19 protein-coding genes and 1 pseudogene are annotated in these 25,125 nt (G+C 58.7%); 7 read left to right on the top strand and 13 right to left on the bottom strand.

Annotated elements, in window-relative coordinates:
* Positions 1 to 53 precede the first annotated feature (53 nt).
* Entirely contained in the window at positions 54 to 1,598 is a 1,545-nt protein-coding gene (gene istA / locus AC3WJM_RS18050; protein WP_492272566.1) for an IS21 family transposase, read from the top strand.
* Positions 1,595 to 2,383, top strand: coding sequence for an IS21-like element helper ATPase IstB (istB, locus tag AC3WJM_RS18045; protein ID WP_492272565.1), 789 nt, complete (start codon positions 1,595 to 1,597; stop codon positions 2,381 to 2,383). The genes istA and istB overlap by 4 nt, the downstream gene beginning before the upstream one ends.
* Positions 2,384 to 2,981: 598 nt before the next feature.
* Here istB and AC3WJM_RS18040 read toward each other — a convergent pair.
* From AC3WJM_RS18040 to AC3WJM_RS18020, 5 genes and pseudogenes are all read right to left on the bottom strand, one after another.
* On the bottom strand, positions 2,982 to 3,635 hold the full coding sequence (locus AC3WJM_RS18040; protein ID WP_492272564.1) for a TetR/AcrR family transcriptional regulator: 654 nt from the start codon (positions 3,633 to 3,635) through the stop codon (positions 2,982 to 2,984).
* Positions 3,636 to 3,962: 327 nt separating this feature from the next.
* A complete protein-coding gene (locus AC3WJM_RS18035) occupies positions 3,963 to 4,496 on the bottom strand; it encodes a zinc-binding dehydrogenase (RefSeq protein WP_492272574.1) in 534 nt (177 codons plus the stop codon).
* A gap of 96 nt (positions 4,497 to 4,592) precedes the next feature.
* A pseudogene (locus tag AC3WJM_RS18030) lies at positions 4,593 to 5,069 on the bottom strand (alcohol dehydrogenase catalytic domain-containing protein); the annotation flags it as partial.
* Between the two features lie 6 nt (positions 5,070 to 5,075).
* Positions 5,076 to 6,608, bottom strand: coding sequence for a flavin-containing monooxygenase (locus tag AC3WJM_RS18025; RefSeq protein WP_492272563.1), 1,533 nt, complete (start codon positions 6,606 to 6,608; stop codon positions 5,076 to 5,078).
* 34 nt (positions 6,609 to 6,642) lie between these two features.
* Complete coding sequence (locus tag AC3WJM_RS18020; protein WP_492272562.1) at positions 6,643 to 7,485, bottom strand: alpha/beta fold hydrolase; 843 nt, start codon at positions 7,483 to 7,485, stop codon at positions 6,643 to 6,645.
* A gap of 574 nt (positions 7,486 to 8,059) precedes the next feature.
* On the opposite strand from AC3WJM_RS18020, the gene gabT reads away from it, so the two are divergent.
* The 5 genes from gabT (at position 8,060) to AC3WJM_RS17995 (ending at position 15,331) form a co-directional block, all read left to right on the top strand.
* A complete protein-coding gene (gabT, locus tag AC3WJM_RS18015) occupies positions 8,060 to 9,418 on the top strand; it encodes a 4-aminobutyrate--2-oxoglutarate transaminase (protein WP_492272561.1) in 1,359 nt (452 codons plus the stop codon).
* A 62-nt stretch (positions 9,419 to 9,480) separates the two neighbouring features.
* A complete protein-coding gene (locus tag AC3WJM_RS18010; protein WP_492272560.1) occupies positions 9,481 to 10,968 on the top strand; it encodes an aldehyde dehydrogenase in 1,488 nt (495 codons plus the stop codon).
* 12 nt (positions 10,969 to 10,980) lie between these two features.
* The gene (locus AC3WJM_RS18005) at positions 10,981 to 12,558 is read left to right on the top strand and encodes a class-II fumarase/aspartase family protein (protein ID WP_492272559.1); all 1,578 of its coding nucleotides are present in this window, start codon (positions 10,981 to 10,983) and stop codon (positions 12,556 to 12,558) included.
* Positions 12,559 to 12,726: 168 nt separating this feature from the next.
* On the top strand, positions 12,727 to 13,995 hold the full coding sequence (locus AC3WJM_RS18000) for a serine hydrolase domain-containing protein (RefSeq protein ID WP_492272558.1): 1,269 nt from the start codon (positions 12,727 to 12,729) through the stop codon (positions 13,993 to 13,995).
* Positions 13,996 to 15,163: 1,168 nt separating this feature from the next.
* Positions 15,164 to 15,331, top strand: a complete 168-nt coding sequence (locus AC3WJM_RS17995; protein ID WP_492272557.1) for a hypothetical protein — start codon at positions 15,164 to 15,166, stop codon at positions 15,329 to 15,331.
* Positions 15,332 to 15,862: 531 nt separating this feature from the next.
* Here AC3WJM_RS17995 and AC3WJM_RS17990 read toward each other — a convergent pair.
* The 8 genes from AC3WJM_RS17990 to AC3WJM_RS17955 all read right to left on the bottom strand — a co-directional run bounded on the left by AC3WJM_RS17990 (position 15,863) and on the right by AC3WJM_RS17955 (position 25,077).
* Entirely contained in the window at positions 15,863 to 17,086 is a 1,224-nt protein-coding gene (locus tag AC3WJM_RS17990; protein ID WP_492272556.1) for a Rid family hydrolase, read from the bottom strand.
* Between the two features lie 214 nt (positions 17,087 to 17,300).
* Positions 17,301 to 18,065: an amino acid ABC transporter ATP-binding protein gene (locus tag AC3WJM_RS17985; protein ID WP_492272555.1), complete on the bottom strand. Its 765-nt coding sequence runs from the start codon at positions 18,063 to 18,065 to the stop codon at positions 17,301 to 17,303.
* Positions 18,062 to 19,033: an amino acid ABC transporter permease gene (locus AC3WJM_RS17980; protein ID WP_492272573.1), complete on the bottom strand. Its 972-nt coding sequence runs from the start codon at positions 19,031 to 19,033 to the stop codon at positions 18,062 to 18,064. Before AC3WJM_RS17980 ends, AC3WJM_RS17985 begins: the two co-directional genes overlap by 4 nt.
* A gap of 233 nt (positions 19,034 to 19,266) precedes the next feature.
* The gene (locus AC3WJM_RS17975) at positions 19,267 to 19,989 is read right to left on the bottom strand and encodes a transporter substrate-binding domain-containing protein (protein ID WP_492272554.1); all 723 of its coding nucleotides are present in this window, start codon (positions 19,987 to 19,989) and stop codon (positions 19,267 to 19,269) included.
* A gap of 504 nt (positions 19,990 to 20,493) precedes the next feature.
* Complete coding sequence (locus AC3WJM_RS17970; RefSeq protein ID WP_492272553.1) at positions 20,494 to 21,672, bottom strand: NAD(P)/FAD-dependent oxidoreductase; 1,179 nt, start codon at positions 21,670 to 21,672, stop codon at positions 20,494 to 20,496.
* Positions 21,669 to 21,863, bottom strand: a complete 195-nt coding sequence (locus AC3WJM_RS17965) for a ferredoxin (RefSeq protein WP_492272552.1) — start codon at positions 21,861 to 21,863, stop codon at positions 21,669 to 21,671. The genes AC3WJM_RS17970 and AC3WJM_RS17965 overlap by 4 nt, the downstream gene beginning before the upstream one ends.
* 121 nt (positions 21,864 to 21,984) lie before the next feature.
* Complete coding sequence (locus AC3WJM_RS17960) at positions 21,985 to 23,463, bottom strand: cytochrome P450 (protein WP_492272551.1); 1,479 nt, start codon at positions 23,461 to 23,463, stop codon at positions 21,985 to 21,987.
* 630 nt (positions 23,464 to 24,093) lie between these two features.
* Entirely contained in the window at positions 24,094 to 25,077 is a 984-nt protein-coding gene (locus tag AC3WJM_RS17955; RefSeq protein WP_492272550.1) for a LysR family transcriptional regulator, read from the bottom strand.
* Positions 25,078 to 25,125 lie beyond the last annotated feature (48 nt).

Here is a 25,125-nt window from a genome sequence, read left to right as displayed (position 1 = left end):
ATTTGATGACGGTGTCTAGTCGCACCAAATGTCGTCCCAGGAAGAGGCCCTGTATGAAGTCTGACGGAGAAATCATGGAAATTCTTGCTGCCTACGATCTGACCGGATCGTTGCGTGCCACGGCGGAACTGACCGGCTGTTCCCACCACACCGTGGCCAGACATGTTGCGGCCCGGGACGCCGGCCGGCCCATCGCCGAGCCAGCACCCCGAGACCGTGTCACTGACGCGTTCCTGCCCAAGATCGAGGAATGGGTTGAGTCGTCCAAGGGCCGGATCCGCGCCGACAAAGCGCACGAGAAACTGCTCGCCCTGGGCTATACGGGTTCGGAGCGGTCCACCCGCCGGGCAATCGCCCAAGTCAAGGCCGCCTGGCGGCTGGGACATACCCGCGTCCACCGGCCCTGGATTACCGAGCCGGGGATGTGGCTGCAGTACGACTTCGGCGACGGACCGCGCATCAACGGGGTGAAGACCATCCTGTTCGTCGCCTGGCTGGCGTTCTCCAGGTTCAGGATCGTGATCCCACTGCGGGACCGGACCGCGCCGAGCGTGTTCGCGGCCCTGGACCGGTGCTTCAGGATCCTAGGCGGGGCACCGACCTACGTCCTGACGGACAACGAGAAGACTGTCACCACCGCCCATGTTGCCGGGGTGCCGGTGCGAAACCAGCAGACGCTGGACTTCGCCCGCCACTACGGCGTCACCGTGCTGACCTGCCAGCCCGCGGACCCCGCCACCAAAGGCGGAGTGGAAGCCTCAGTGAAACTGGCCAAGGCCGACCTCGTGCCCACGGACACCAACCTGCGGGGCGAATATGCCTCCTTCGCCGAGTTGGAGGCGGCCTGCGGGGCCTTCATGGACGAGGTGAACAACCGTGAGCACCGTATCATCCGGCGCAAGCCCGCCGCCGTGCTGGCCGAGGAAGCACCCCGGCTGCACCGGATCCCGGATACCGCGCACACGGTCGCGTTCGGGCTCGCCCGGACCGTTCCGGAGAACACCCCGATGGTGACGTTCGAGAACGCCCAGTATTCCGTCCCGGCTCACCTACTCGGAGCCCGGGTGTTCGTCCGGACCCACGGCACCGGACCCGACGAGCAGATCATCATCATCCACCACGGCCCCGGCGGCCCTGTCGAAGTCGCCCGGCATGGGCGGGCGCGGCCCGGCAGCCCGGCTATCCATGATGAACACTTCCCCGGAACCCGGGCAAAGGTCCCTGGCGACTACGAGCCCAGGGCCCGCACCGCTGACGAGGCAGAGTTCCTGGCCATCGGCAACGGAGCCGCGACCTGGCTGGTGGAAGCGGCCGCTGCCGGGACGGGGCGGATGAACGTGAAGATGGCCGAGGCCGTGACCCTGGCCAAAATCGCCGGAACCGCCGCGGTGGACCGGGCCCTGGGCGACGCAGCACTGCATGGCCGGTTCGCCCACGGCGACCTGGCCTCGATCCTGAACGCCAACATCAGACGGACCACCACCCATGCTGCGGACGAAGCACGCTCCCTAACCCAGGGCACCGGCGCGTGGGCCGGGCTGGGCACCATGTCTTTGAATACCGGAGCCGCAACGAATGTGAAGGAGCAGAACCGATGAGCCCGGTCACCACCACCAACACCGCCGCCCCGGCCCTGCCGACGGAACTGGAAACTCTGATGCGGCAACTGAAAATGCCCCACGCCCGCGCCCTCGCCCCGGAACTAATCGCCACCGCACGCGCCCAACGCTGGGAACCGGCCGAAATCATCAAAGCCCTCTTCACCGAAGAAGCCGCCGGCCGGGCCCGGTCCATGCTCGCCACCCGCCGCAAAGCAGCAGGCTTCCCCACAGGCAAAACCTTCGACGCCTGGGACCCGACAGTCTCCTCCATCCCCGCCCCGACCCAACAGGCACTGCGCACCCTGGAATGGATCACCCGCAGGGAAAACCTCGTCGTCTGCGGACCCTCCGGCACCGGGAAAACCTTCTTCCTCGAAGCCCTCGGCCAGCAAGCCGTCGAAGCCGGAATGCGCGTTGCCTGGTTCCGGCTCGAAGACCTCGGCGCCCTGATCCGCGCCCACCGCACCGACGACAGCGTCACCCGCGCCGTGACCAGGATCCTGCGCGCTGAGCTCGTGGTCATCGATGACATCGGGCTCCTGCCGGTGGCCACCGACGCAGCCGAAGGCCTCTACCGGGTCGTGGACGCAGCCTACGAAAAACGCTCCGTCGCGATCAGCTCGAACCTGCACCCGGCCGGCTTCGACGAACTCATGCCCAAAACCCTCGCCACGGCCACCGTGGACCGGCTCCTGCACCACGCCCACGTCTGCCAGACCAGCGGCGACTCCATCCGCCTCACACAGGCCCTCGCCGGAAAAGGAGTCACCCAACTGAACTAACAAAACCCGACGATGGCCAACCCCGCCGAACCAATCAGTGGGCAGATCTGTTGGCCATCACCCGGCAGTTTTACTGGCCACCAGCGGGCACATCAGCTGGCCCCCTATGGGCAGAAATCAATGGCCATTGACACAGGAGCGCAGCGACGCTGCAGAGTCTGGCGAAGGCGCTCGGGGAGCGTAATCCGTCGAAGTTTCCGCCTGCCGCCATCAGAGTTGTCCGGTGTGGCCCGGCCCGATAGCGAGCTGAGAGGTGAGAATTGATGCGTTGCACGGACAAGCGCTGCGGGCCGGGGATGCAGCACGTGTTTGGCCGCGTGGAGCGGGTCCTCCCAGAGGGTCCCGGTCGGGACACATGCCCCAGCACGGTCGGTAAGAAAGTCGTTACGCGTTACTTCTGTTCCCGATGCGGACTTTCACCAGCTACACCTCAGAGTCGCCCCGACCCCAAAACATTGCATCAGGTACGGGGGAATTCCCTGGGAAAAACGTCAGGAATTCCTTGGCAATCGACAGTCTTCAGCACGGACAGTTCTAACGAGCAACCTAGTCCGGGCGCTTCACCTGTGGAACCCACCTTTTCGGCAAAGACCTTGGGCTAGGGGCAGGGCCGCCTGAGCGGTTCGAGCTGGACCGCCAACCTTACTTGAACCCTGTCCCATATCGACTCCACCGAGAACCCTCGGACCGGCGTCCTATCGATCTCATGTAGGTAGATTCCGTGGCAGTTCTGGGCGACAAGTCTTGCATCAACGCCTTTGAAGAGCACTTGCGCATCTTGCCCCTCTTGCAGAACCGAAGTGGCCAGCCGGATCACCCGATCACCTAGAGCGATGGAACTGGCAGCGAAAGAACTTCCGGCATGGAACGCCTCACTGAGGTAGAGTGCGGCGTTCTGGGGATCTTCACGGTAAAACTGGCATCGTGCTTGATAGATGGCGTATATGCGTTCGAAGTAAGAGGAGGGATCCTGTCTGTCCTGAATCGAGGCAAGCTGAGCATCATTGGCTTCGATTGACCCCACAATCGTCTCCATCTTCTCCCCATAGACCGCAAGGAGGAGGTCGATCTTGCTGGACATGTAACGAAAAAGCGTGGCTTCGCCTATTTCAGCCCGTTCGGCCAACTCCTTGGTTGTCACCTCCGCGAAGGGTTTCTCGCTGAAGAGTTCCTCGGCTGCCAGCCGAATCCTTCTCTTCTTGTTCTGTTTCTCCCGTTCCCGCAGGGACAAGGGCGCCTCAGAACGAGCCATCTTCTAACCTTTCTGGGTGGAAGGCCCCTAATGGAGCGAACTATCATTCAACCACGTGATCCATGGGAGAATTGTCACCTCTACTTCGAAGGCTTTACCGAAAGCACGGGCTTCCAGCAAAGCCCCTACGTCGTCGACTTCGGCTAGGAGCCTTCCGAACCTGCTCTGCTAGGGCCCCGCTGATTGACCACGATCGGACCGTCCTTAGGATAAGGCCCGACGATCGGCTGTCCTTGGGTTGTTGATCCCGCCAAACCCTGAGCGGGAGGAAGTGCCCCTCCCACTCCGCGACTTCGTCGTCTGTGGCTTCTACCGGATCGCGTTGGGTCAGTCGAAGCGGACAACCTGGCGCAAAGCGGTGGCATTGGCCAGGGCGTCCATGCCCTCGTTGATGTCCCCCAGGTCTATGTAACCCGAAATAAGTCTCTCGACCGGCAGTACCCCTTGGCGCCAAAGTTCGGCATAGCGCGGGATGTCCCTTTCCGGAACCGCGGACCCAAGATAACTACCTACGATGGTTCGGGCTTGTGCAGTGATGGTCAGTGGAGAGATATCGATGCGAGCTTCTGGTGAGGGAAGTCCAACCGTCACCGTCCGACCTCCTGGAGCAGTTGCGGCAAAGGCCATCTCGAAAGCACGGGCGCTGCCTGCAGCTTCGACGGTGTGCGTGGCGGTGATTCCTTTCTCCAAGACCTCAGTTGGCGTGTACGTGTTGGAAGCTCCGAGTTCCCGTGCGACTTGGAGTTTGTCCTTCGAGACGTCGACTCCAATCACGGTCACATCAGAAAGCGAGGCCGCGGTGATCAGTGAGGCCATCCCCACTCCGCCCAGCCCTACCACCATGATGCTGTCGCCAGGCATTGGTCTAGCAGCATTCAGCACCGCGCCTCCGCCCGTAAGGACTGCGCATCCGAGGACGGCGGCCACGTCCGCCGGAACATCGTCCGCAATTGGAACGAGCGAATTTCTGTGCACCACAGCATGAGTGGCGAAGGCTGATACACCGAGATGGTGCCGGACAACTTCTTCGCCACGATGCAGGCGTCCTGCACCGCTGAGCAGGATCCCTTTCTCGTTGCTTGCACTGCCAACCGAGCACGGGACCTGCCCATCCGTGGCGCAGGCGTTGCACCTTCCACAGCGCGGTAGGAATGTCATGACAACCCGTTGGCCGCTGCGCAGGTCATGGACGTTTTCGCCCAGGCCCATGACGCGACCGGCAGCCTCGTGTCCTAGAAGCATCGGCACGGGCCGTTTGCGGCTTCCGTTCACGACTGACAGGTCGGAATGGCACAGTCCAGCGGCCTCAATTTGCACTAAGACTTCATCGGCACCGGGAGGGTCCAAATCCAGGTCGGAAATCGTGATCGGGCGACTTTTTTGGTACGGGCTGGGGGCGCCGATCTGCTCCAGAACGGCTCCGGAGATCTTCATCGGCGCTTACCTTCCCATCTCGCTGCCAGCGAGCTCCGGCTCTCGCGGCTCGAGTTCCGTGAGATAGGCTTTGGGATCGAACACGCCATTCTCCTCGCGGAAAGTGTGGGCGAAGTCGGGCCAGAGGGTCGTTAAACGTCCGTTCCGCGGGTCAACATACCAGTTGTGGCACCCGCCCGTCAGCCAGATGGTTCCCTCGCTGCGCTCCTCCACTCGCCGGATGTATTCCTCTTCCGCCGAGGCCGACACCTCAAGCGTGGCGAGAGAAGCAGTTTCCATTTGCTGAAGGCCTCCGATTATGTAGTCGATCTGAGCCTCAATGATGTAGACCACGGAATTATGGCCTAGTCCTGAATTCGGACCGTTCATGATGAAGAGGTTAGGGAAATTGTGTACGGCAGTCGTGGCATATGCCTGCATCCCTGTCTTCCACTGATCTGCCAGGATAATTCCGTCTCGTCCTGTGACGCGGTATGAGATGGGGAGATCGCTCGCCTCGAACCCAGTGGCCATGACGAGCACATCAAGATCGTGTCGGGAACCGTCTACCAGCAGGACACCGTTTCGGTCGACTTGTTCAATGCGCGTGACGTCCAGATGGACGTTCTCCCGAGTCAGGGCAGGGTAGAAATCGTTGGACTTCAGGATGCGCTTGCAACCGATCTTGTAGTTAGGCGTGAGCTTTGCCCGCAGCTCGGGATCTTGAACTTGTGCGTGCATGTGGTCGAGGGCGATCGTAGCGACCTGATCCAAGAGCGCGGGAACTGCCTGGCGTTCCACAAAGCGAGCTTCATTTGCCCAGAAGAACTCCGATCGAAGCTCGTCCATTTTCGAGGGAAGCTTTGCGAAGGTACTCTTCTCGACTTCTGAGTATGCACGGTCGTGCCGGGGCGTGATGTAAGGGGCACTTCGCTGAAACACCACCAGTTCCTTGGCGGCCTTTGCCAGTTCCGGGACAATCTGGATGGCAGAGGCTCCCGATCCTACAACTCCGATGCGCTTTCCGTCGAGCTTCACATTGTCGTCCCAATCTGCCGAGTGGAAGAGCTCACCTTCGAAAGCGTCCAATCCCCTAATCTCCGGCATTTTTAGGTCAGAAAGGTGGCCGGTAGCGGTAATCAATACCTTGCTGGCGAAGGTCCCTCGTTGTGTCCGGATGATCCACCTTTTGGAGTTCTCGTCCCACCGGGCGTCCAACAGTTCGGCGCCAAAGCGAATATGCGGCAGCAGCCCCTCCTCCCTGGCGGTGGCGCGAAGGTAGTCAAGAATCTCGCTTTGAGGCGAGAACGCCCTCGACCAGTTTGGATTTTTCCTGAAGGAAAAGGAGTAGAGGTGGGAGGGAACGTCGCACGCGGCTCCGGGATAGCGATTATCGCGCCATGTCCCTCCAACATCCTCGGCACGCTCAAGGATCAGAAAGTTCCCATGCCCCTTACGCTGAAGTTTCGTGCCCATCCCGAGGCCGGCGAAGCCTGCTCCAACGATAATGGTATCGACGACTTCGAGTGCGCCTTTCGGTGCTTCTTTGTCACTGCTCATTCTTGATTCTCCTTAGTGAAAATGTTCGCAGTTATCAGACGGAAGATGCAGCCAAGACGCTGCCAGACGGGCAGTTCATGGCCTCAGTAGCGAAGGAGTCAATCATGCTGAACAGCTGTGCTGGGCGTTCGAATACGACTGCATGTCCACTTGGGATACTCACGAGACGGGCGTCGGGGATTGCACCGAAGAGGGCCTCGCTTTGGTGTTTCGGGGCCATCTGGTCATAGTCGCAGGAAACGACCAATGTCCGAGCCTGAATTCTGCTGACAGCTTCCGATATGTCAACGCGCCGATTGAGACGCATGTGGGCGTCCCGCTCGGGACCGTCGGTTACCCGCTCAAGCAGCGTTTCGATGTCGGCGTCGCATTTGCTGACAAGAAATGGTGCCCCATAGGAGGAATACACAACAAACTCGCGTATAGCATCGGAACCGCTGTTCCGGAGCTTCCACCAAAGCGTATTGCGCAGTAGTTGTTGTTGGTCGGTCTTAATCCAACCGGCTACGAGCACAAGGCTGACGACAAGGTCAGCATGCACCGCGGCGACCTTCGCGGCAACGACGGCGCCTAAGGAATAGCCCACTAGCGTCACCGGTCGCCCCGGGTGCGCATCGCCAATCACGGCGGCTACCTGGGTGACCAAATGGTCGACCGTGACCTCAGTTCCGCTTCGTGTGGGCGCAAAATCGATCGCGATGACGCGATGACGGGCCGCGAGCATCGGAAACAAAGTCCCAAAGTGAGAAGCTGCACTTCCTCCCGTCCCGTGAAGCAGGACGAAAGTCCGGGCACCTTCCTTTTGCGTGTCGTAGTACGTGACAGTGGTGCCATTGCTCGCGACGCTTTTGCGCTTCGCTTCGGGGTGAATGCTCAAAGAGTCCTCCTGGACAACGCATCTGATGATTTTGATAGCAGACTCTAGCAATGGAGCACTCCCGCTTCCCGCGCTCGTGAGTACTTGAGTTATCTTGATGTATCTGCTGTACTGAAAGTGTACTCCGTTTGTGAGTGCGCTATCAAGATCGGAATAGGCGTGATCAGAAACTTCGCGTGGAAGGGGTTCGGTGACGCGACGGGATGCCGCCTCTGAGGCTGTCATACCAACTCATCAACTCGCGGAATGCCCCGGAGCACCCGATAGACCTTGAAAGCGCACTGAGGCCCGAATCAAGAAAGGGGCTTTGATGAGCAATCGAATATCGGTTCGGCTGCGTCACGCCGGCCCTGTTAGCCGGAAGAGCGCCCTGCCTCCAGCCCGGACGGGCGAGCACTGCCCTGCGAGCGACTGGTGGGCACCAACCGGATGCAGCACTGCCAAACGTTTCATATCTGAGGGCGAGTTAATGCCCACCTTCCGCGGATCGGCAGTGGTGTGGCTTCGCCACGCCTAGGCAGGTTGAACGCCGCTATTTCATCTTGATGTCCCCCACGAGAAAGAAAGCTGCTCAATGTCCACGAACCTTTCAATTGACACCATCCCGCGCGGCGGACCTTCCCTGCCGCAGGAGATTAGGCTCCTCACGGAGATCCCAGGGCCGCGTTCCAGAGCTTTGATGGAACGCAAAGTCACATCAGTGCCTGGTGGCGTAGCAGTCGCCCTTCCAGTCTTCGTCCAAGCGGCCGGCGGAGGGGTGATCGTTGATGTTGACGGAAACTCCCTTATCGATCTGGCTTCGGGAATAGCGGTGACGAGCGTCGGAAACGCGGCACCATCCGTAGTCGAAGCCGTAGTGGAACAAGTCTCTCGGTTCACCCACACCTCATTCAGCGTGACCGGTTATGAGGGATATGTTGAAGTTGCAGAAACGCTGAATAGGATCACGCCGGGCGATCACGAAAAGCGCACTGCCCTTTTCAACTCTGGCGCGGAAGCTATAGAGAACGCTATAAAGATCGCCCGGATCTATTCCGGTAAGCAAGCGGTGGCCGCGTTCGACAACGCTTACCACGGACGCACGAACCTCACGATGGCGCTTACATCCAAGTCAGCCCCGTATAAGAGCGGGTTCGGCCCCTTCGCTCCGGAAATTTATCGGGTTTCGGCATCGTATCCCTACCGAGACGGGCTGACTGGACGCGAGGCGGCAGAGAGGACAATCGGCCAGCTTGAAAAGCAAGTCGGTGCCGCGAATCTGGCTGCCGTCATCATCGAGCCTATCCAGGGTGAAGGTGGCTTTATCGTGCCCGCCCCAGGATTTCTGAAGACAATTGAGCAGTGGGCGCAAGCAAACCATGTGGTTTTCATCGCCGATGAGATCCAGACAGGTTTCGCCCGCACAGGGGACATGTTTGCCTCCCAAGACGAAGGCATCGTCCCAGACCTCATTGCAACAGCCAAGGGGATCGCCGGAGGCCTTCCCTTGTCCGCAGTCACGGGTCGGGCGGAAATCATGGAAGCATCCCACGCTGGAGGCCTTGGTGGTACCTATGGGGGAAATCCGATCGCGTGCGCGGCCGCGTTGGCAACTATCCGCACTTATCACGACGACAATTTGGCCGGTCGGGCTCGGGAAATCGGAGCCCTTATCCGCGAGCGACTCACTAAGATCCAGACCATTGAGAAGCGCATTGGTGATATCCGCGGACGGGGCGCGATGCAGGCCATAGAACTCGTCAACGCCGAAACCGGGGCTCCCGACGCGGCATACACGAACCGTGTAGCCGAGTTGGCCCGATCCAAAGGCCTCGTATTGCTTACGTGCGGCACTTACGGCAACGTCATTCGCTTCCTTCCGCCCCTGACTATTTCCAATGACCTTTTGGACGTCGGGTTCACCATTCTTCAGCAAGCCCTCTCCGAGGCTTAGTTCTGCGCTTTTCGAACGCGTTGGCTTAGCTCTTCATTCCTCATCAGAAAGCGAATTGACCCGTGACTGCGACCTCTCCTGCGCTCCCTAGTTATGACCTTTACATAGACGGTGACTGGCTCACTCCCGCCACCGGTGCCTATTTCGAGGCTCTGGATCCCTACAGCAGCGAGCCATGGGCCTTGGTGCCCGACGCGAGCATCCAGGACGTGAACGCCGCCGTCGCTGCGGCGACCCGGGCCCAATATGGTGCCTGGGGAACCACCACAGGATTTGAACGAGCCGCCCTAATGCGGCGTCTAGCACAAATTCTCGAACGGGATGCCGACGTGTTGTCGGAACTTGAAACCAAGGGCAACGGGAAGCTTCTCCGGGAGACCTCGGGTCAAATGCGGAGCCTGCCCCAGTGGCTCTATTACTTCGCCGGGGTCGCTGACAAACTCGAGGGAGAGGTTATCCCCTCGGACCGGTCAAACTTCTTGATCTATACCCGCCACGAGCCCGTGGGCGTTGTGGCGGCCATCATCCCATGGAACTCTCCGCTATCGCTGCTGATGTGGAAACTCGCACCTCTGCTCGCAGCAGGATGCACGGTTGTTGTGAAACCTTCGGAGTACACCCCAGTTACAGCCTTGGAACTGGCTAAGAGGATCGACGAGGCAGGATTCCCCTCAGGTGTCTTCAACGTCCTCACCTCAAGCGGAAGTGAGGCAACCAAGGCTCTGGTGGCACACGAGGGGGTCAAGCAAATCGCATTTACAGGCTCTCCCGAGGTGGGATCACAAATAGCGCGATCTGCTTCCAAGCACTTCGCCCGATCCCTGCTGGAACTCGGGGGGAAATCGGCGCAGATTGTCTTCGCAGACGCCAATCTGGACGAAACGGTCAACGGAGTCATCGCGGGAATCTTCGCGGCCTCAGGACAGACCTGCGTCGCCGGTTCACGCCTCATCGTGCACAAGTCAGTCCGCCAGGAACTTCTCAAGAAGCTAGCCGAACGTACAAGGAATATCGTCCTTGGTGATCCCACATCCCCGGACACGGAAATGGGCCCCCTGGCCAACAAGGCTCAACTCGCAACGGTGTCGGGATATGTGAACCGTGCCATACAAGCTGGGGCGACGATTGTCACGGGAGGAACAATCGATCCTACCAAGGGTGGCCTCTTCTATCTGCCTACGATCCTGGAGAACGTGAACGAAGACGCGGAAATCGCTCAGAAGGAGGTATTTGGACCGATCTTGGCCGTGCTGGAGTTCGAAGAAGAAGACGAGGCGATCCGCTTGGCGAATTCCACAGCCTTTGGATTGGCTGCTGGGATTTGGACTACTGACATTCGGAAGGGACACCGCGTCGCCCATGCAGTCCGTGGGGGTAACGTCTGGGTGAATTCATACCGTGTTGTAGCACCCAACGTCCCCTTTGGTGGGTCAGGGGCGAGCGGCTGGGGACGCGAGAGCGGACAGGAGGCAGTCAAGGAGTACACAGTGACCAAAGCCATCTGGATTGAACTCTCCGGCGCCAGTCGAGACCCGTTCAAACTCGGTTAGGGCCACCAGGAAATGAACCAGATCTTCGCAGCTGGGAACGACGACAAAAGCCGCGTCAGTGGGTCCACGGGTGGTCAGGATACGGAGGACTTAGCCATTCATTCCCACGATGTATCTCCTTCAGGTGCAGCACCTTCATCGGGAGCCGATCCCGTACATCCCCACGATGGACTCTCGGCCGAGCCTCGCAGTCCGTTCTCCTTGCTTACTCATCTCGCTGGAGACGCCGATCAGATCCGCATCTTCTCCGATGAATCCGCAATAGAAAGCTGGTTGGCAGTTGAAAGGGCACTAGCCCAAGCCCAGGGCGAGCACGGTGTAATCGACAAAGAAGACGCGAGTGCCATCATGAGGGCCGCGCGGAGAGAGAACATCTCAAAGGACAATCTCTGGGAATCTACTAGGAACGTCGGATATCCGATCTTGGGGATCGTACGTGAGATCTCGGCGGCATTGCCTGAGGGGGCGAACGGTCGAGTTCACTTCGGAGCGACGACCCAAGACATCATGGATTCAGGTTTAGCCCTCCAACTGGTCCGATCGCTAGAGAGCCTGGACCAGCGGCTCCAACGGCTCGGCACAGCTCTGGCTATGAGAGTCGAGGAGCATGCCTGCACAGTAATGCCGGGCCGGACCCATGCGCAACAAGCGGTTCCTACCACGTTTGGCGCCACACTTTCGACACTACTTAGTCAAGTTTCCCGCCAACGCGAAAGGCTCATCCAGTCGAGCACGCGCATCGGGGTCATTTCCATGTTCGGCGCCGGCGGTACCTCCGCCGCCTATGGCCCAAAATCGGCTGAGGTACGTGCTCGTGTCGCTGAGCTTCTCGGTCTTGCAAACACAGATGTTCCCTGGCACGTCGATAGAGATGGTTTGGCAGAATTCGGCTGGCTTTGCGCCACTATCACGGCGACCTGCGCCAAGCTCGCCCGAAACATCATTGACCTCTCACGGACAGAAATAGGTGAGGTTTTCGAACCCTATGCCAGCCATAGGGGAGCGTCGTCTACCATGCCCCAGAAAGTAAACCCAATCTCCTCAGAAATCATTATCGGTCTCGCGGGAACAGCCGGTGCCCTCGCCTCGGCGCTGACCCGTATCCAAGAAGCCGGGCATGAACGCTCGGCCGGTGAGTGGCAGATCGAATGGCATGTCATCCCGCAACTGGCCGTCCTAGCCGGATCCGCGCTAAACGAGGCAGCCACCATCGCGGAAGGCATGCGAGTTGACCCCAAACGTATGCAATCCAATCTTGAACTCGACGGAGGACTAGTGATGGCAGAGGCTCAGATGATTCAACTGGCTGGCTCCCTGGGCCGGGAAAATGCCCATGATCTTGTCTACGAGGCTGCCACTCTGGCCCGTCTAGATGGCAGTACCCTGGAAGAGGCGCTGCGGCGCGTTGCAAAGGACAATGGCACCCTACATCTTCTTCCACGAAAGCTTGTCAGTTTCTCAGAGTATCTGGGCGAAGCCCAAGCCATCTGCCGGACTGCGATCCGGCAGTGGAGGCAAACAACTGCCCTAAACGTTGCGTTGGCGGATCAGCAACCCCTAAGTGAACTTGCGACGCGCCCAAGTTCGTAATCACGCAGACCGGCCAATCGCTGTGGTCAGGTGCCCAGGTCTACATCACACTGTGCATTCTCAGCACTCCGTTTCTGCACGTTCTGCTGGTAACGAAGCCAGCATGTGGGTGCAAGAATTTGGCCGGGGGAACCGACCCAAGAAACAGCGGCAAAGATAAGGGACCCTATGTCTAATCAGATACTTACGTTCGAGGGCCGGAGATTTCTAGACGGAAATGCTTCGGACCCTCGTACGAACGGCTGGATGCTTGGGACACCTCCCCCACCCGAAAAGGTAATCACATTCAAGAACGATAGCTTCCGAGACTTCCCAGAAATCCGCTGGAGCCTCTCCCATATCCGTGAGCTTGTTCCGACGGCAAATGTGCGCCGCGGTCAGGTGGTCCCGTTGCCCGGGGGTGAAGGGTCAGAAGATGCCGGCTGGATCAATGGCCTCGAGTTTGCAGACCTCAACGGGGCTGTGAGAAGTGTGGGGCAAGCCCTAGTCGACACCTATACCGATGGAATCTTGGTGCTTCACAAAGGCCGCATCATCTACGAGAAGTACCTCGGGGCGCTGACGCCAGAGTTGCCCCACGCCTGTTTTTCGATTACGAAGTCGTACATTGGAACTCTTGGTGCCGCCCTCCTGCACGATGGCGTGCTAGACAAGTCAAAGACTGTCGTCCATTACCTCCCTGAATTGCGGGATAGCGCCTGGCATGATGCCACATTGCGTCAACTCTTGGATATGACTACTGGCCTGGCCTACTCGGAAGCCTACGAGGACCAGAATTCCGGCGTTCGCGCCTACGCACGCGCAAGTGGCGCTCGGCCTCGTCCGCAGAACTACACCGGGCCAGAAACCCTCTACGAGTATCTTCCGACCGTCCAGCGAGAAGGTAATCACGGTGAGGTTTTCGCCTACAAGACAGTGAATACAGAGGTACTTGCCTGGGTGATAGCCCGGGTGACGGCAACCCCGCTAACGCAACTCATCCACAAGCGACTCTGGCGTCCCCTTGGCTGTGAGGAAGACGCCTACTTCAGCATCGACTCAGCCGGAACCCCGAGCGCGGGTGGCGGACTTCACGCTACCCTCAGGGATTTGGCACGCTTCGGTGAGCTTATGCGTTGTGAAGGCGAATGGAATGGCGCACAGCTTCTGCCGCCTGAAGTTGTCGCGGAAGTCATCCGCGGCGGCGAACGCACACTGTTTTCGGCTGCAGGATATGCACTCTCGCCCGGGCACTCCTACCGCAACATGTGGTGGGTAACGCACAACGAATTGGACGCATACGAGGGACGTGGCATTCACGGCCAGCGTTTGCATGTAGCGCCCGCCGCTGAGATGGTTGTCGCGCGGTTCTCGTCTCATCCGCTTCCCCATGCCAATGGCATAGATCCTATAACGGGGCCGATGCTGCTGGCTCTGGGCCGAGTGCTTGCCAGCTGACCCCCCAGGAATAGACCCTTCGGGCACTCACCCTAATTGGCCGCCGGCACACAAGCCACCTAGTCATCGACGCCGTTAACCGTTCGATATCCAGCCGCCGGCCGGCGACCACGTCTATGTTGCCGTCTTCATCACCACCTGGGTCAGGATCCCCAGACATGCCAGGACACTCAGCTCAGAGCACGGGCGTCACAAGTCGCGCGGGTTACGTGACCCAAAAGACGACCTAAAGGCACGTCTACCGGTGGGGTCCGCTTGCTGTGGATGATAGCCCGATCCGGTCTTCGCAGTCAGGAAGTCAAATCCGCCAGCGGCTGCTGGGAATTAAGCTCCCACTGGACCTGCGACGCCAATGAATGCCGGCAGGGCTGCGCAGGCCGCCACCCTGACCGGTACCAAGTCCTCGGAAGAGCAGTACCAACAATGTGGACCACAGGTACCAAATCGGGCTATCCGCCACTTGCTGGACGCTTTGTTTTGTAGGATGGGATTAGTCGCTGGGGCTGTTGCGAGTGGTCAGGGCTCGGTCATCCCCAAAGCAACCGGCTTCGCGGCGAACGCTGTAGCAGGCCCCGGACTGGTCTGGCCGCCACACCGTGTGCACACCAATGTCGAGCAATTTCCGCTCCCCGACGTCCGTGATAACCCAGATAAATCCGTGTTCATGAAACGTCATGTCAACCCGACCGCGCCACAATGCCCAGGTTTCATGATCCCTCACGGCGACAAGGTCGCCGTGAGCCAAGGACAGGAAGATTTCGGCTTCGCACTCTGTCAACGAGTCTTTCAACCCGTTCCGCCCCGGCGTTACGTCGAGAGCCGCTCTCCGAAGCGAACAGCCCGCGTGGTGGGACAGGGGACATACCATATTGAATAGGCCGCTGGTCAGCGGACCGGAGATAAGTCTCTGACCGTCGTTCACCGCAGCTCACCCCACCTTTCCATGGTCATTCCCGGTGGAACCTCACGGTTCAGACGAGCTTCATAGCGGCCAGGCGCGAGCCGCGTCACCGAGATACCGACTTGTTCAGTGATCGCTGCCGGCTTCAGGAAATGGATCGCTTCATCCAGGGCCGCGTCTAATTCCCGTCGGGTTCTTACTGCTACGACGAGACAACCGGGTGCTATGGGCACGGTGATAATTCCTTACTCTCAGCGGTGGTGATTAGTGCTTAAACGCGACGATGCCCAGCACCTGAACCCCCATTCCTTGGCGTTTCGGTTCGTCGGATTGATCGGCGACCTGACAACTGCGGCCTCGGACAACCAACTCGGTGGCCGGCACCTCGACCTTGACGACGGCGACCACATGTCCGCGTGGACCCATATGCGTTGATCCAGGCATGGGTTGGTCCTGCGAAGCTTGGGACTGGCCTTTCAGCGGAAGAGGGGCATGACCCTGGGACGCCGCGGCGGGGCTTACCTCTGCCAATCCAGCGGGGGTGGGTTTCAACATCTTCCAAGCACCAGCTAGCTGAATCCAGGCGACGGGGCCGGGTCAGTTGAGGACGTCTCCATGAGCGCAACCAGACGGCTGATCGTGGCGGCAGGTTGGAACATCCCTGTCTGGATCCATATGTGGGACTCGGCTCACGATAGGAGTGCGAACAGCCGCCAGGTCGGAGGAGACGGTGCTCCGTAAGCTGTCCATCAGGGTGATGTCCAAAGTCTTGTTCCTTTGGAAGTGCCTTCGGTTCGCCCCTGCCGAGCCGACATGCCTAAATGCCGAGGCCGGAAAACACTTCGACCATGGCACTTTCCATAAACTTGCCGTGAAGTGCCAGACGGCCTCCACCGACAACACAACTCGCTCAGAAACGTTGTCGATGAAGGCGTTCCAGTCCGTCTAGGAAGACCGTCACATGCATCATGCGCGTGCAATGCCCCAGATTTCGGTCATCAACTCCTTGTAGTGCACCATGGGCTGGGGAACCAAAGTGATGGGCGGAAGTTGACCCGGGATAATCTTTGCGAGCCGCTCAATAAAGCGCTGGGATGAGTCTTCGGAACCGTCCGATGCGTAGTAACAGACCAGCAGAACCAAATCCTCGAGACGCCTGCCGAAGCCCTCCAGGATGTCACCCAGGTGACTCATCGTGACGTCAATCTGCCGGTTCAAATCGCCGGAAGACTGAAGGTTTCGGATCCCTGCCCCGTACGGAATCTGGCCCCCGAGCCAGATGCAATCTTCAGCGAGCAGCCCCTGTCGAAACGGCGTCTCCATCGGCCAATCCCATAGCCACGCCGGCCAGGATTCCGACCGGGGGGTTCGCTTGCCATGGCGCCCAAGCTGGGATCGATAGCCGAGTAGTTCAATCTTCGTCGTTACGTTCTTGGGCCACGGCCGATGCCACGGCACAACTGTTGCAACGGCGCTCCCTTCAACAAAGCGCTGCGATCTCTGTTTCGCAAGTGGCTCCCATTCGGCTGATGTGGTTCCGAGGTAGTAGCCCTCCTTCTTGATGACGTCACCCCAGGTGACATCAATGTCGTTCAAGATGGTGTCCAGCCGGTTGAGGGCGTAGGTCGTCTCACTTGCCGGGTCCCCCTCAAATCCGTCTGGGTAGCCAGGTACGTCCGTTGTCGCGAAGAAGCCCCCTGCCCTAAGGCCGACCGTGTACTCCGCCGCGTCCGCACCAGCAGCCTCAGGCAGGGTAGCGGTCTGCACCAAAACTGGTTGGCTTTCCCTCCATCCACGAACTGCGATGGCCTGGATCTGGAGCTCCGCTCCATCCCAAGGCATCATGGAAACCGGCTGCATGGAGATCACAGGACTTGGTGCATCGGGGAGGTGTGTTTGAAGGGCGACTAGCAAGCGCCAGCCATCGGCGTCGCTCTGTTCCGGCCGGAAAAAGACCTTCACCCGAAGGACGTCATCTAGGTCACAACCCTGTGCTTGGAGTGTTGAATCCAAGTTCGCCAGTGCACCTGCTGCTTGTTCGAGCAAATTGCCAGGATGCATGACGCGCCCGGCCTGGTCCAAGTCGGCTGTCCCACCGACAAAGCACATTTCGCCAGCTCGACGACCAAGCCGATGTGGAGCGTCGATCGGGAGCTGCCATGCGCGAGCTGCCTTGACTGGATTTGGCATGCGTGTTTTCCTTTCGTATTGGTTGGGAGACGTGTGCTCGGGGCTTTGAGGGATTTCAGGGGGACGGGGCTCCGTATCTCCGCGGTCCATCAATCAGATATTTCCTTGAACGAAACTACGGCCAAATACGGCGTGGACGCGCCCCATCGAGCGACCGATCAACCGAGTTCACCCATTCACCTGTGAGCCGGGATTTGGCCCCCGGCTCACTGAGCTAGTCCACCAACCCCATAAATTTTTTGGTTCGTTCGCTATTCGGGTTTGCCATGACTTCCTTGGGATCGCCCTCTTCGATGATGCGCCCTTTGTCCATGACAATTAGTCGATCACTCACGTCCCGGGCGAAGCTCATCTCGTGAGTAACGACCATCATGGTCATGCCGTCCAGGGCCAGCCCTCGCATGACGTCCAGCACCTCACCAACCAGTTCAGGGTCGAGGGCAGACGTCGGTTCGTCGAAGAGAATGACTCGCGGTTCGAGGGCCAAGGCTCGTGCTATGGCAACCCTCTGTTGCTGTCCTCCGGATAGGGTTCGCGGGTATGCATCGCACTTCTCTCCCAATCCGACCCTAACCAGGAGCGACCGGCCCCGCTTCCGTGCTACATCAAGTGGCACACCACGTCCCACAGTCAAACCAACCGTGACGTTTTCCAGAGCGGTCATGTGGGGAAAGAGGTTGAAGTTCTGGAAGACCATCGCAATGTCCTTGCGCTGCGCGGCGGAATGGGATCTTCCTAGTTGATGAATCTTCCCGCGACGCACCCGATAGCCTAGAAGCTCGTCATCGAGATAGATCCCACCCGAATCAATCTTCTCAAGATCAATGATGCACCTCAGAAGAGTGCTCTTTCCGGAACCAGAAGGCCCAATAATAGACAGAACCTCTCTGGACCGAAGGCTTACAGATACATCCTGGAGAACTTCGACGGGACCGAACGACTTATACAGATGCTCAGCACGGATCACAGTCTCGCTCATCTTCCATCCTCCCCGATGCTCAGCTCGGGCTCAGAACCCGGCTCCGGCCTCGCCACGCTAACTACCCGTCTCCCACGGCGGCCGCTCAACCACGAAACCAACCGACGTCCTGGCCCAGAGATGTATGCACGGGTGGTGCCCCGCCCGTAGTGCCTCTCAATATGGCCTTGGACATATGTCAAAATCGTGCTGACTATCAGATACCAGATACTGGCGGCAATAAGCAGCGGGATCGTTTCGTAGGTCCTCGAATAGACTAATTGGGCAGAATACAAAAGCTCCGGTACAGCTACGACACTTACCAGGGATGTCGTCTTTAACATCCCGATCAATTGATTCCCAGTGGGTGGGATTATGACTCGCATCGCTTGGGGCAACAAGATTCGCCTGATTGTCGCCCCTCTTGATAGGCCAATGGTCTGCGCGGCCTCAAGCTGGCCCGAATCAACAGAGAGTAATCCTGCCCGAACGATCTCGGCCATGTAGGCACCCTCATTCAGGCTCAGCGCTAGGAGTCCCGCAAACAGCGGCGTAATGAGGTCATTCGTGCTTCCACTTAGAAAAGTTGGACCCCCGAACGGGATCCCGATTGAGATCTCGGGGAAGAGAAGCGAGATATTGAACCAGAAAACAATCTGGACGAGAAGCGGCGTACCCCGGAAGAACCAGATGTAGAGCCCACTGACGGCGCTGAGGATGGGGTTGGACGACATCCGCATGAGGGCTAGAACGGCGCCAAGCACCAGACCGATGACCATCGAGAACAAGGTCAGTTCCAACGTAACTAGTAGACCGCCGACCAGATCAAAACTTGGCAGATACTTCCAAACGACGTCCCAGTGCATGTTCGGATTGGTGGCAACAACATAGATCAACGCGCAGAACAGAGCGAGGATCACTGAACCGCTTAAGAGCCGACCGTAGTAGACCTTACGGGCCACCGGCAGATTATGCGGCTCCTCCGGCACAAGACTCAAAGGTCCGTTCCTCTCTGAGACTGCACTGCGGCCTGACGGCAAAGAATTCACTGGCACGTCGACTGCTCCTTTCACCATATCACATTTCTTGTGTTACATCGATCGGCAGAAATTACGTTCCGCCGATGTAGGTCTAGCTGCCTGACAAAAATCAGCAAATTTAGCTTTTGTCCGACTGAACTATTTCTGGAACTCATCTTTTTCTTCCTCAATAGATCTGAGCTCTATTTCAGAAGCTCGGGGTTCGAAATCTCCGTAGCGGCGACATTGTACTTTGAGTAGATCTCGTGGTATTTGCCATTTGCAATGAGATCTTTGAGTGCCTGCAAAACGATCGGGCCGAACTCGCTGCCCTTGGAGAACCCGATTCCGGCATTGTATGGGTTGAGGCGGAGCGGCTCGGCAGCGAACTTGCCGTCGCTCTGGGGAATGATGGTTCCGACCTGGGAAGCTCCTGTCGCGACGAAGTCCACCCTCGAAGACGAGAGGGACAACAAGACCTGGTTCGCGGAAGAGAAAGTACTCACCGTGATTCCTGGCTTGCCGTCTTGCAGGCATTGTTTGTTCATTTCAGCGAGCAGCTTCGCATCGTCACCGTCCTGGACTGCGGCGGTGTGACCGCATGCATCGGAGTTCTTCTGCAGGCTGATTCCGGATCCGGACCGGACGATGAAAGCGGTGTAGGTTTGGCTCACAGTAACCAAATCCAAGGTCTTGAGCCGGGCATCAGACACCCTAAATGTCGGGGCTGCGAAGTCCCATCTCTGAGCCTGCATCCCCGGAATAATATTGTCGAACCCCGATGTCTCAATTTGGATTTTCAACCCCGTGTCTGCAGCGATTGCATTGACCAGCTCAGGGGTTACGCCTACGAGCTTCCCGTTGTCCTTGTATCCGAGCGGCGGGTAATCTTCGAGGACAACAACCTTGACAGTCTTGTTCTTCAACGAATCCGGGACCAGACCTGCCGCTGGACCCAGGGCAGAGCTTGAAGATCCCTGCGACGGCCCACTAGACGATGCCGATGAAGAAGACCCACAGGCTGAGAGGCCACCGACCAGCAGAATTGCACAAATAGAACCAACTGAAAATTGTGTTAGTTGGGCGCGCACAGCAACAATTCGCCGGACGAATTGCTTCGTAAATTGCTTCATAAAATCCTACATTCTTTAGAGTGCGAGTGCGTTGTCCTGATTTTTAGAGGCCATTGCTGCCTTGGGGTACCGCGTATTATCACATACCATCTTTCACCACATGGAGGGCGGCCGGCACGACGCTTGCATGCTAGGGAATTCGCGCGCTGCACACGAGGCCAACGATCCGCCACCTATGGGTGACGCTCGGCGCACCGGACACGGGACCAACCTCTAACACTCGAGTGTGTCTGACGATACTGCGCCCATCATCAGGGCGCTCTCAAGAGGAACCTGACAGTCTCGGAGGGTTGTGGATTAGGCTGAAGCATCGGCAACAGCCTTGCCAACCGTGGAACGTCGTCCCCTAATTTCCTTTGGCATATTCCAGCTTAGAACGCCTGCTATACGGCCGTTTTTGACATACTCAGCAATGAATCGACGATCGGACGGGGTACCATCCACGATGTTGACGAGGCAGTCAGCGCCAAGGCTTCCATATGCCTGGATACGTGCGTCATATTGGTCGGACCAAAAGTAGGGGACGGGTGAGAAGGTCGTGTTTCCGCCTAGCATATTGGTCGCAGCGACGATGGCCTGTTCTGCCGCGTTCATTCGGTGCTCTACCCGCAAGTACGCATTTGCGGTCTCGTCCCACCAACGAGCCACATCGCCTGCTGCGTAGATACCAGGCGCCGCAGAACATTTCGCGTCACAGACGACACCATTGTCAATTCGCAGTCCACTGTCTGCGAGCCATTCCGTGGCGGGAATCGAGCCGATCGCGACAAGAACGAGATCAGCAGGAACGATGTCGCCGTCGGACAATTTAACACCCGCAACGTGACCTTCTCCGAGCAGCCCCTCGACAGTCTCTCCGCACCGGAGCATGACGCCGTGGTCGCGATGAATCTGCGCTACGAGCGATCCCACATCTTGACCTACCTGCCGCATCAGCGGAACCGACAGGGGATCGATTATTGTGACGTCTGCACCCGCCTGGCGGGCAACTGCAGCAACCTCGCAACCCATGAACCCTGCTCCGATGATGACCAGCCTAACCCCGTCGCGAATCTTACTGCGGAAGGAAAGGGCATCGTCCATCGTGCGCAGCACATGAACGCCTGCGAGACCATCCGCGGCCGGGAGGCGCCGTGGTACGACGCCGGTGGCGATAAGGAGTCGGTCGAAATCAAGTCGTTCGCCGTCCTCAAGGCGCACAAAGCGCTGACCGGCGTCAAGTGCAACAGCCCGCTTCCCTAGCCGAAGATCCACATCCAGAGAGCCGATGTTTCGTGCCCCCGGAAGTGTCAGCCGTCCGGGATCCCACGACCCACCGAGAATCTGCTTGGAAAGTGGTGGGCGGTCGTAGGGCAGGTGAAACTCATCCCCGATTAGCGAGATTGCTCCCTGGTAGCCCTGCCCCCGAAGGGCTTCAACAGCAGTCATGCCGGCAATGGAGGCGCCCACGATAACGACGCGTTCGGGCGCCTTCACTCGATGATCCTGATAGCAGCGGCAGGGCACAGCATGGCAGCTGACCGTACGGCGTTGTACAACTCTGCCGGAGGGCTCTCATCCAGCAGTACTACGACGCCGTCTTCATCCCGCTGATCGAACACCTCGGCGGCCGCCAAAACGCATTGACCTCCGCCGACGCAGGTCTCTTCATCAACTTCGACTCGCATGTTTTATGATTTCCTCTCTATCAACCACTGTGTGCCCGAGGGCGGACTGCACGAATCGTCCACCGCTAGTCGTACGATGCCGGAAAGCAGGACGGGCCGCCGCTGCTCCCCCTAGCTATCGTCACCAGGTCACAGGCAATTGAACCGGACCGAATACGTTCCCAGGCTGCCAATCCAAGTCCGCAGCTGGGACGGCGAGTTCCAAAGTCGGGAATCGACGGGCGAGTTCTGAGAATGCGACCTGCAGTTCGAGGCGAGCAAGATGCTGCCCGATGCATTGGTGGACTCCGTAACTGAAGGTAAGGTGCTGCACTGCCTGCCGCGATGGATCAAACTGATCCGGGTCCGGGAATACCTCCGGGTCTCGATTGGCTGCCGTGAGCGAGATCGCGACCGTCTCGAACGCCTTAATAGTGGTGCCGCCAAGGTCAATGTCTTCAAGGGCGGTTCGCAGATCCGTGGACTGCACCACGCTCGTAAATCGAAGGATCTCTTCCACTATCGATGCGGTTTGGTCGGGTCCGGAAATCAGCTTCTCCCATTGCTGGCGGTCGCGAAGCAAGGTCGCGACGCCAACGGAAATGGTGGCAGCCGTGGTCGGATGCGCACCTCGGATCAGAATCACCGCGGTGGAAACCAGCTCCTCTTCGGACATTTGTCCGCCGCTCACCAATGCGCTGAGTATGTCGTCGGTAGGTTGGGCCCGCTTACTCTGGATCAAGTCGCGGACGAAAGCACGCATGTCCTCATTAGCGGCCAAATACTCTTCAGATGTGGCACCAGGACGAGCCCGGACGGCAGCAAGATGCTCGACGACACTTCGATCGTTCTCCGGAATACCGAAAAGCGCACAACTCATCAAGGAAGGGATTGCCAGGGCAAAGTTCTGAACCAAGTCGACTGGAGAGCCAATTCGTTCCATGTCGTCAAGGCACCTCTTGACGATTGCCTCGACCTGCGCCCTTTGCGCGTTGACACGGCGAGGCGTGAAGAACGCTGTCATCAGCCGTCGCAACCGCCCGTGCTCGGGCGGATCCCAAAAGAAGAACGGGAGCTTACTTAACGGGTTCTCGTGCAGCGCCCTCACAACGACAGGGTCGCGGAACGCGTGCGCTATCTGACCTCTTTCGGCGTAACGGTCAATAAGCTGCAGGACGTCGCCGGGGAAGCCACTCTGATCGCGGACGGCGTCGTAGACTTGTGTAGCCTGCTTGTCAGGATGGACGTGTGCAAACCCGCCCGGGGCGATGGCAAATCGCGGATCACTGAGTACGGCGCGCGCCATTTCATGGTTCGTAACCAACCAACTTTCATGACCGTCAAGAAGTTGGATCCTGCTCAGCGGCTGCCGCTCCCTCAGCTCGCTCAGTTCGTCCGGGTTGAATGGGCATTTACGCTGTGTGAGCAGCTGATCGGGTGCAGCCTCCTCTATGTCGGGCAGCGGCTGGGTCACGGTAACTCCCTCTTCCTGTCGTTGTTGCGGCTCTACTGCCGTGAGGTTGGCATACGGTCCATCGGTACGCGGGCCGCTGCCAATCATCAAAGTCTTGCAATTGAGCTTCCCTGCGACGACCGACAATCTGTTCAGCATCAGGCGCATTTGTCCGCCACAGTTTGTGTTGTCCACCACAATTTGAAATTGCCGGTCGCCGGTCGTCCAAGTACATGACGCGCTTCAGCCTTTCAAGCGGCCGGCTAGCAGTTCACAGATAAAACCACCTGTAGACGCCCTCTGTTCGGCGCGGACATCGGGCAGGAAGAACCTGAAATTTGTGCCTTGTCTTAGCACCGCTGAACTTCTCGCCTGGTTGCGCTCCTGATGAATCGGTGGGGAGCGCCACGAAGGACTTGCCCGGATGAGTCAGGTCATCATGTCAGCGTCGCGGGGCAAGGAGGTGCAAGCCAACTACCGAAAACTTTGGCGCCCCTCGATGTGACAGGCGACCGTTCGCCACCCATGGGCTCCATCGCCCACATGTTGACCTCGGCTCATGAACCGGCAGCAATTTGCGACCGGTTCATCGAAGGGAGACGTGGTCACAGCTGAGTCCGTGATGGACACCTGATTCATCGCCCTAACCCAGACAGAGGGATAAGGTTTCCCGCTAAGCGGACCAAGGCCACAACTCCTCCTACTCACAGGAGTGGAGGCACCTGCAGACCAAAAGCCTATAGTGACGTGTCCCCGCTATGACCGGCATTCATCGTTCGTCTGGACTGTCTTCACCGTTTAGACGAACGCTTGGGCCTGGGCCCGAATTGCCGAGACCAGGGTCATCACTGCCCCTGGCACTTCCCGCTCCCGCGGATAGCACAACGTCAACATGCGTGGCACCAACTGCTCACGGGGTTCAAGCCACATAAGGCGCGGGTCAGGCGCGCTGCGTGCCGCGAAGCGACCAATGCACGCATGCCCAAATCCAGCAGCAACAAGGCGCAAGAGAGCCAAGGTATCGTCGGAGCGGTAGGCCACGACAGGGTTCACCCCTCGCTGCCGAAGCAACTCCTCGAACTGCGCCTGGCTGCGCCAACTTAGGCGCCAAGCAATCAGACGCGCGCCATCGAGAACATTAAAACTTGGACGAGGGTCGTTGGTGATGGGGTTGTCGCGGGGCGTCACGATTACCCATGGGTCTTCGAACAGCGGGACGATCTCAATGCGAGAGTCCGGTTCCGGGTTGAGTGCGAAGGCTAAATCCAATTCGCCGTCGGCAAGTAATGAAATTAGATCTTGGGTATCAGTGGTTGCACTCACCGAGACTTCGACGTCAGGGCGCTCCAGGCTAAGGGCTCGCAAAGCCCCGGGTAACAGCTCCGCAGCGGGTGTGCTAAAGGCACCTACTCGGATGTTGACTGGTCCGGGTTGAGCGGCTCTACGAGCGTCCGCTGCCATGGCCTCCACCGCGGAGAGAGCGCGCCGCGCATGACGATACGCGTCTCCTCCGGCGGCGGTGAGTACAACAGCTCCACGGCCGCCTGGCCTGGTGAAGAGCTGGATGCCTAGGGAGCCTTCGAGAATTGCTATTTGGCTCGAGACTGCAGATTGGGTATAGCCCAGATATTGGGCTGCCTGACGGAAAGAACCCTCGTCGGCAACCGCCAAGAGAGCTCGAAGCTCTCGAATCCCCAAACGACCGTCAAGGCCTCTGACTCTCGGCAAGCTCAAATCGTGTTTGATCGAATTTTTTGATTGTTTAGGGATGATTTCTGACACCTAAAGAGGGTACGACCGAAGATATAATTTGTAAATAGGCCGCAGTCG

The sequence above is a fragment of the Arthrobacter sp. FW306-1B-G06A genome, from assembly GCF_058781765.1.
This window is presented reverse-complemented; position numbering and strand designations above follow the sequence as displayed.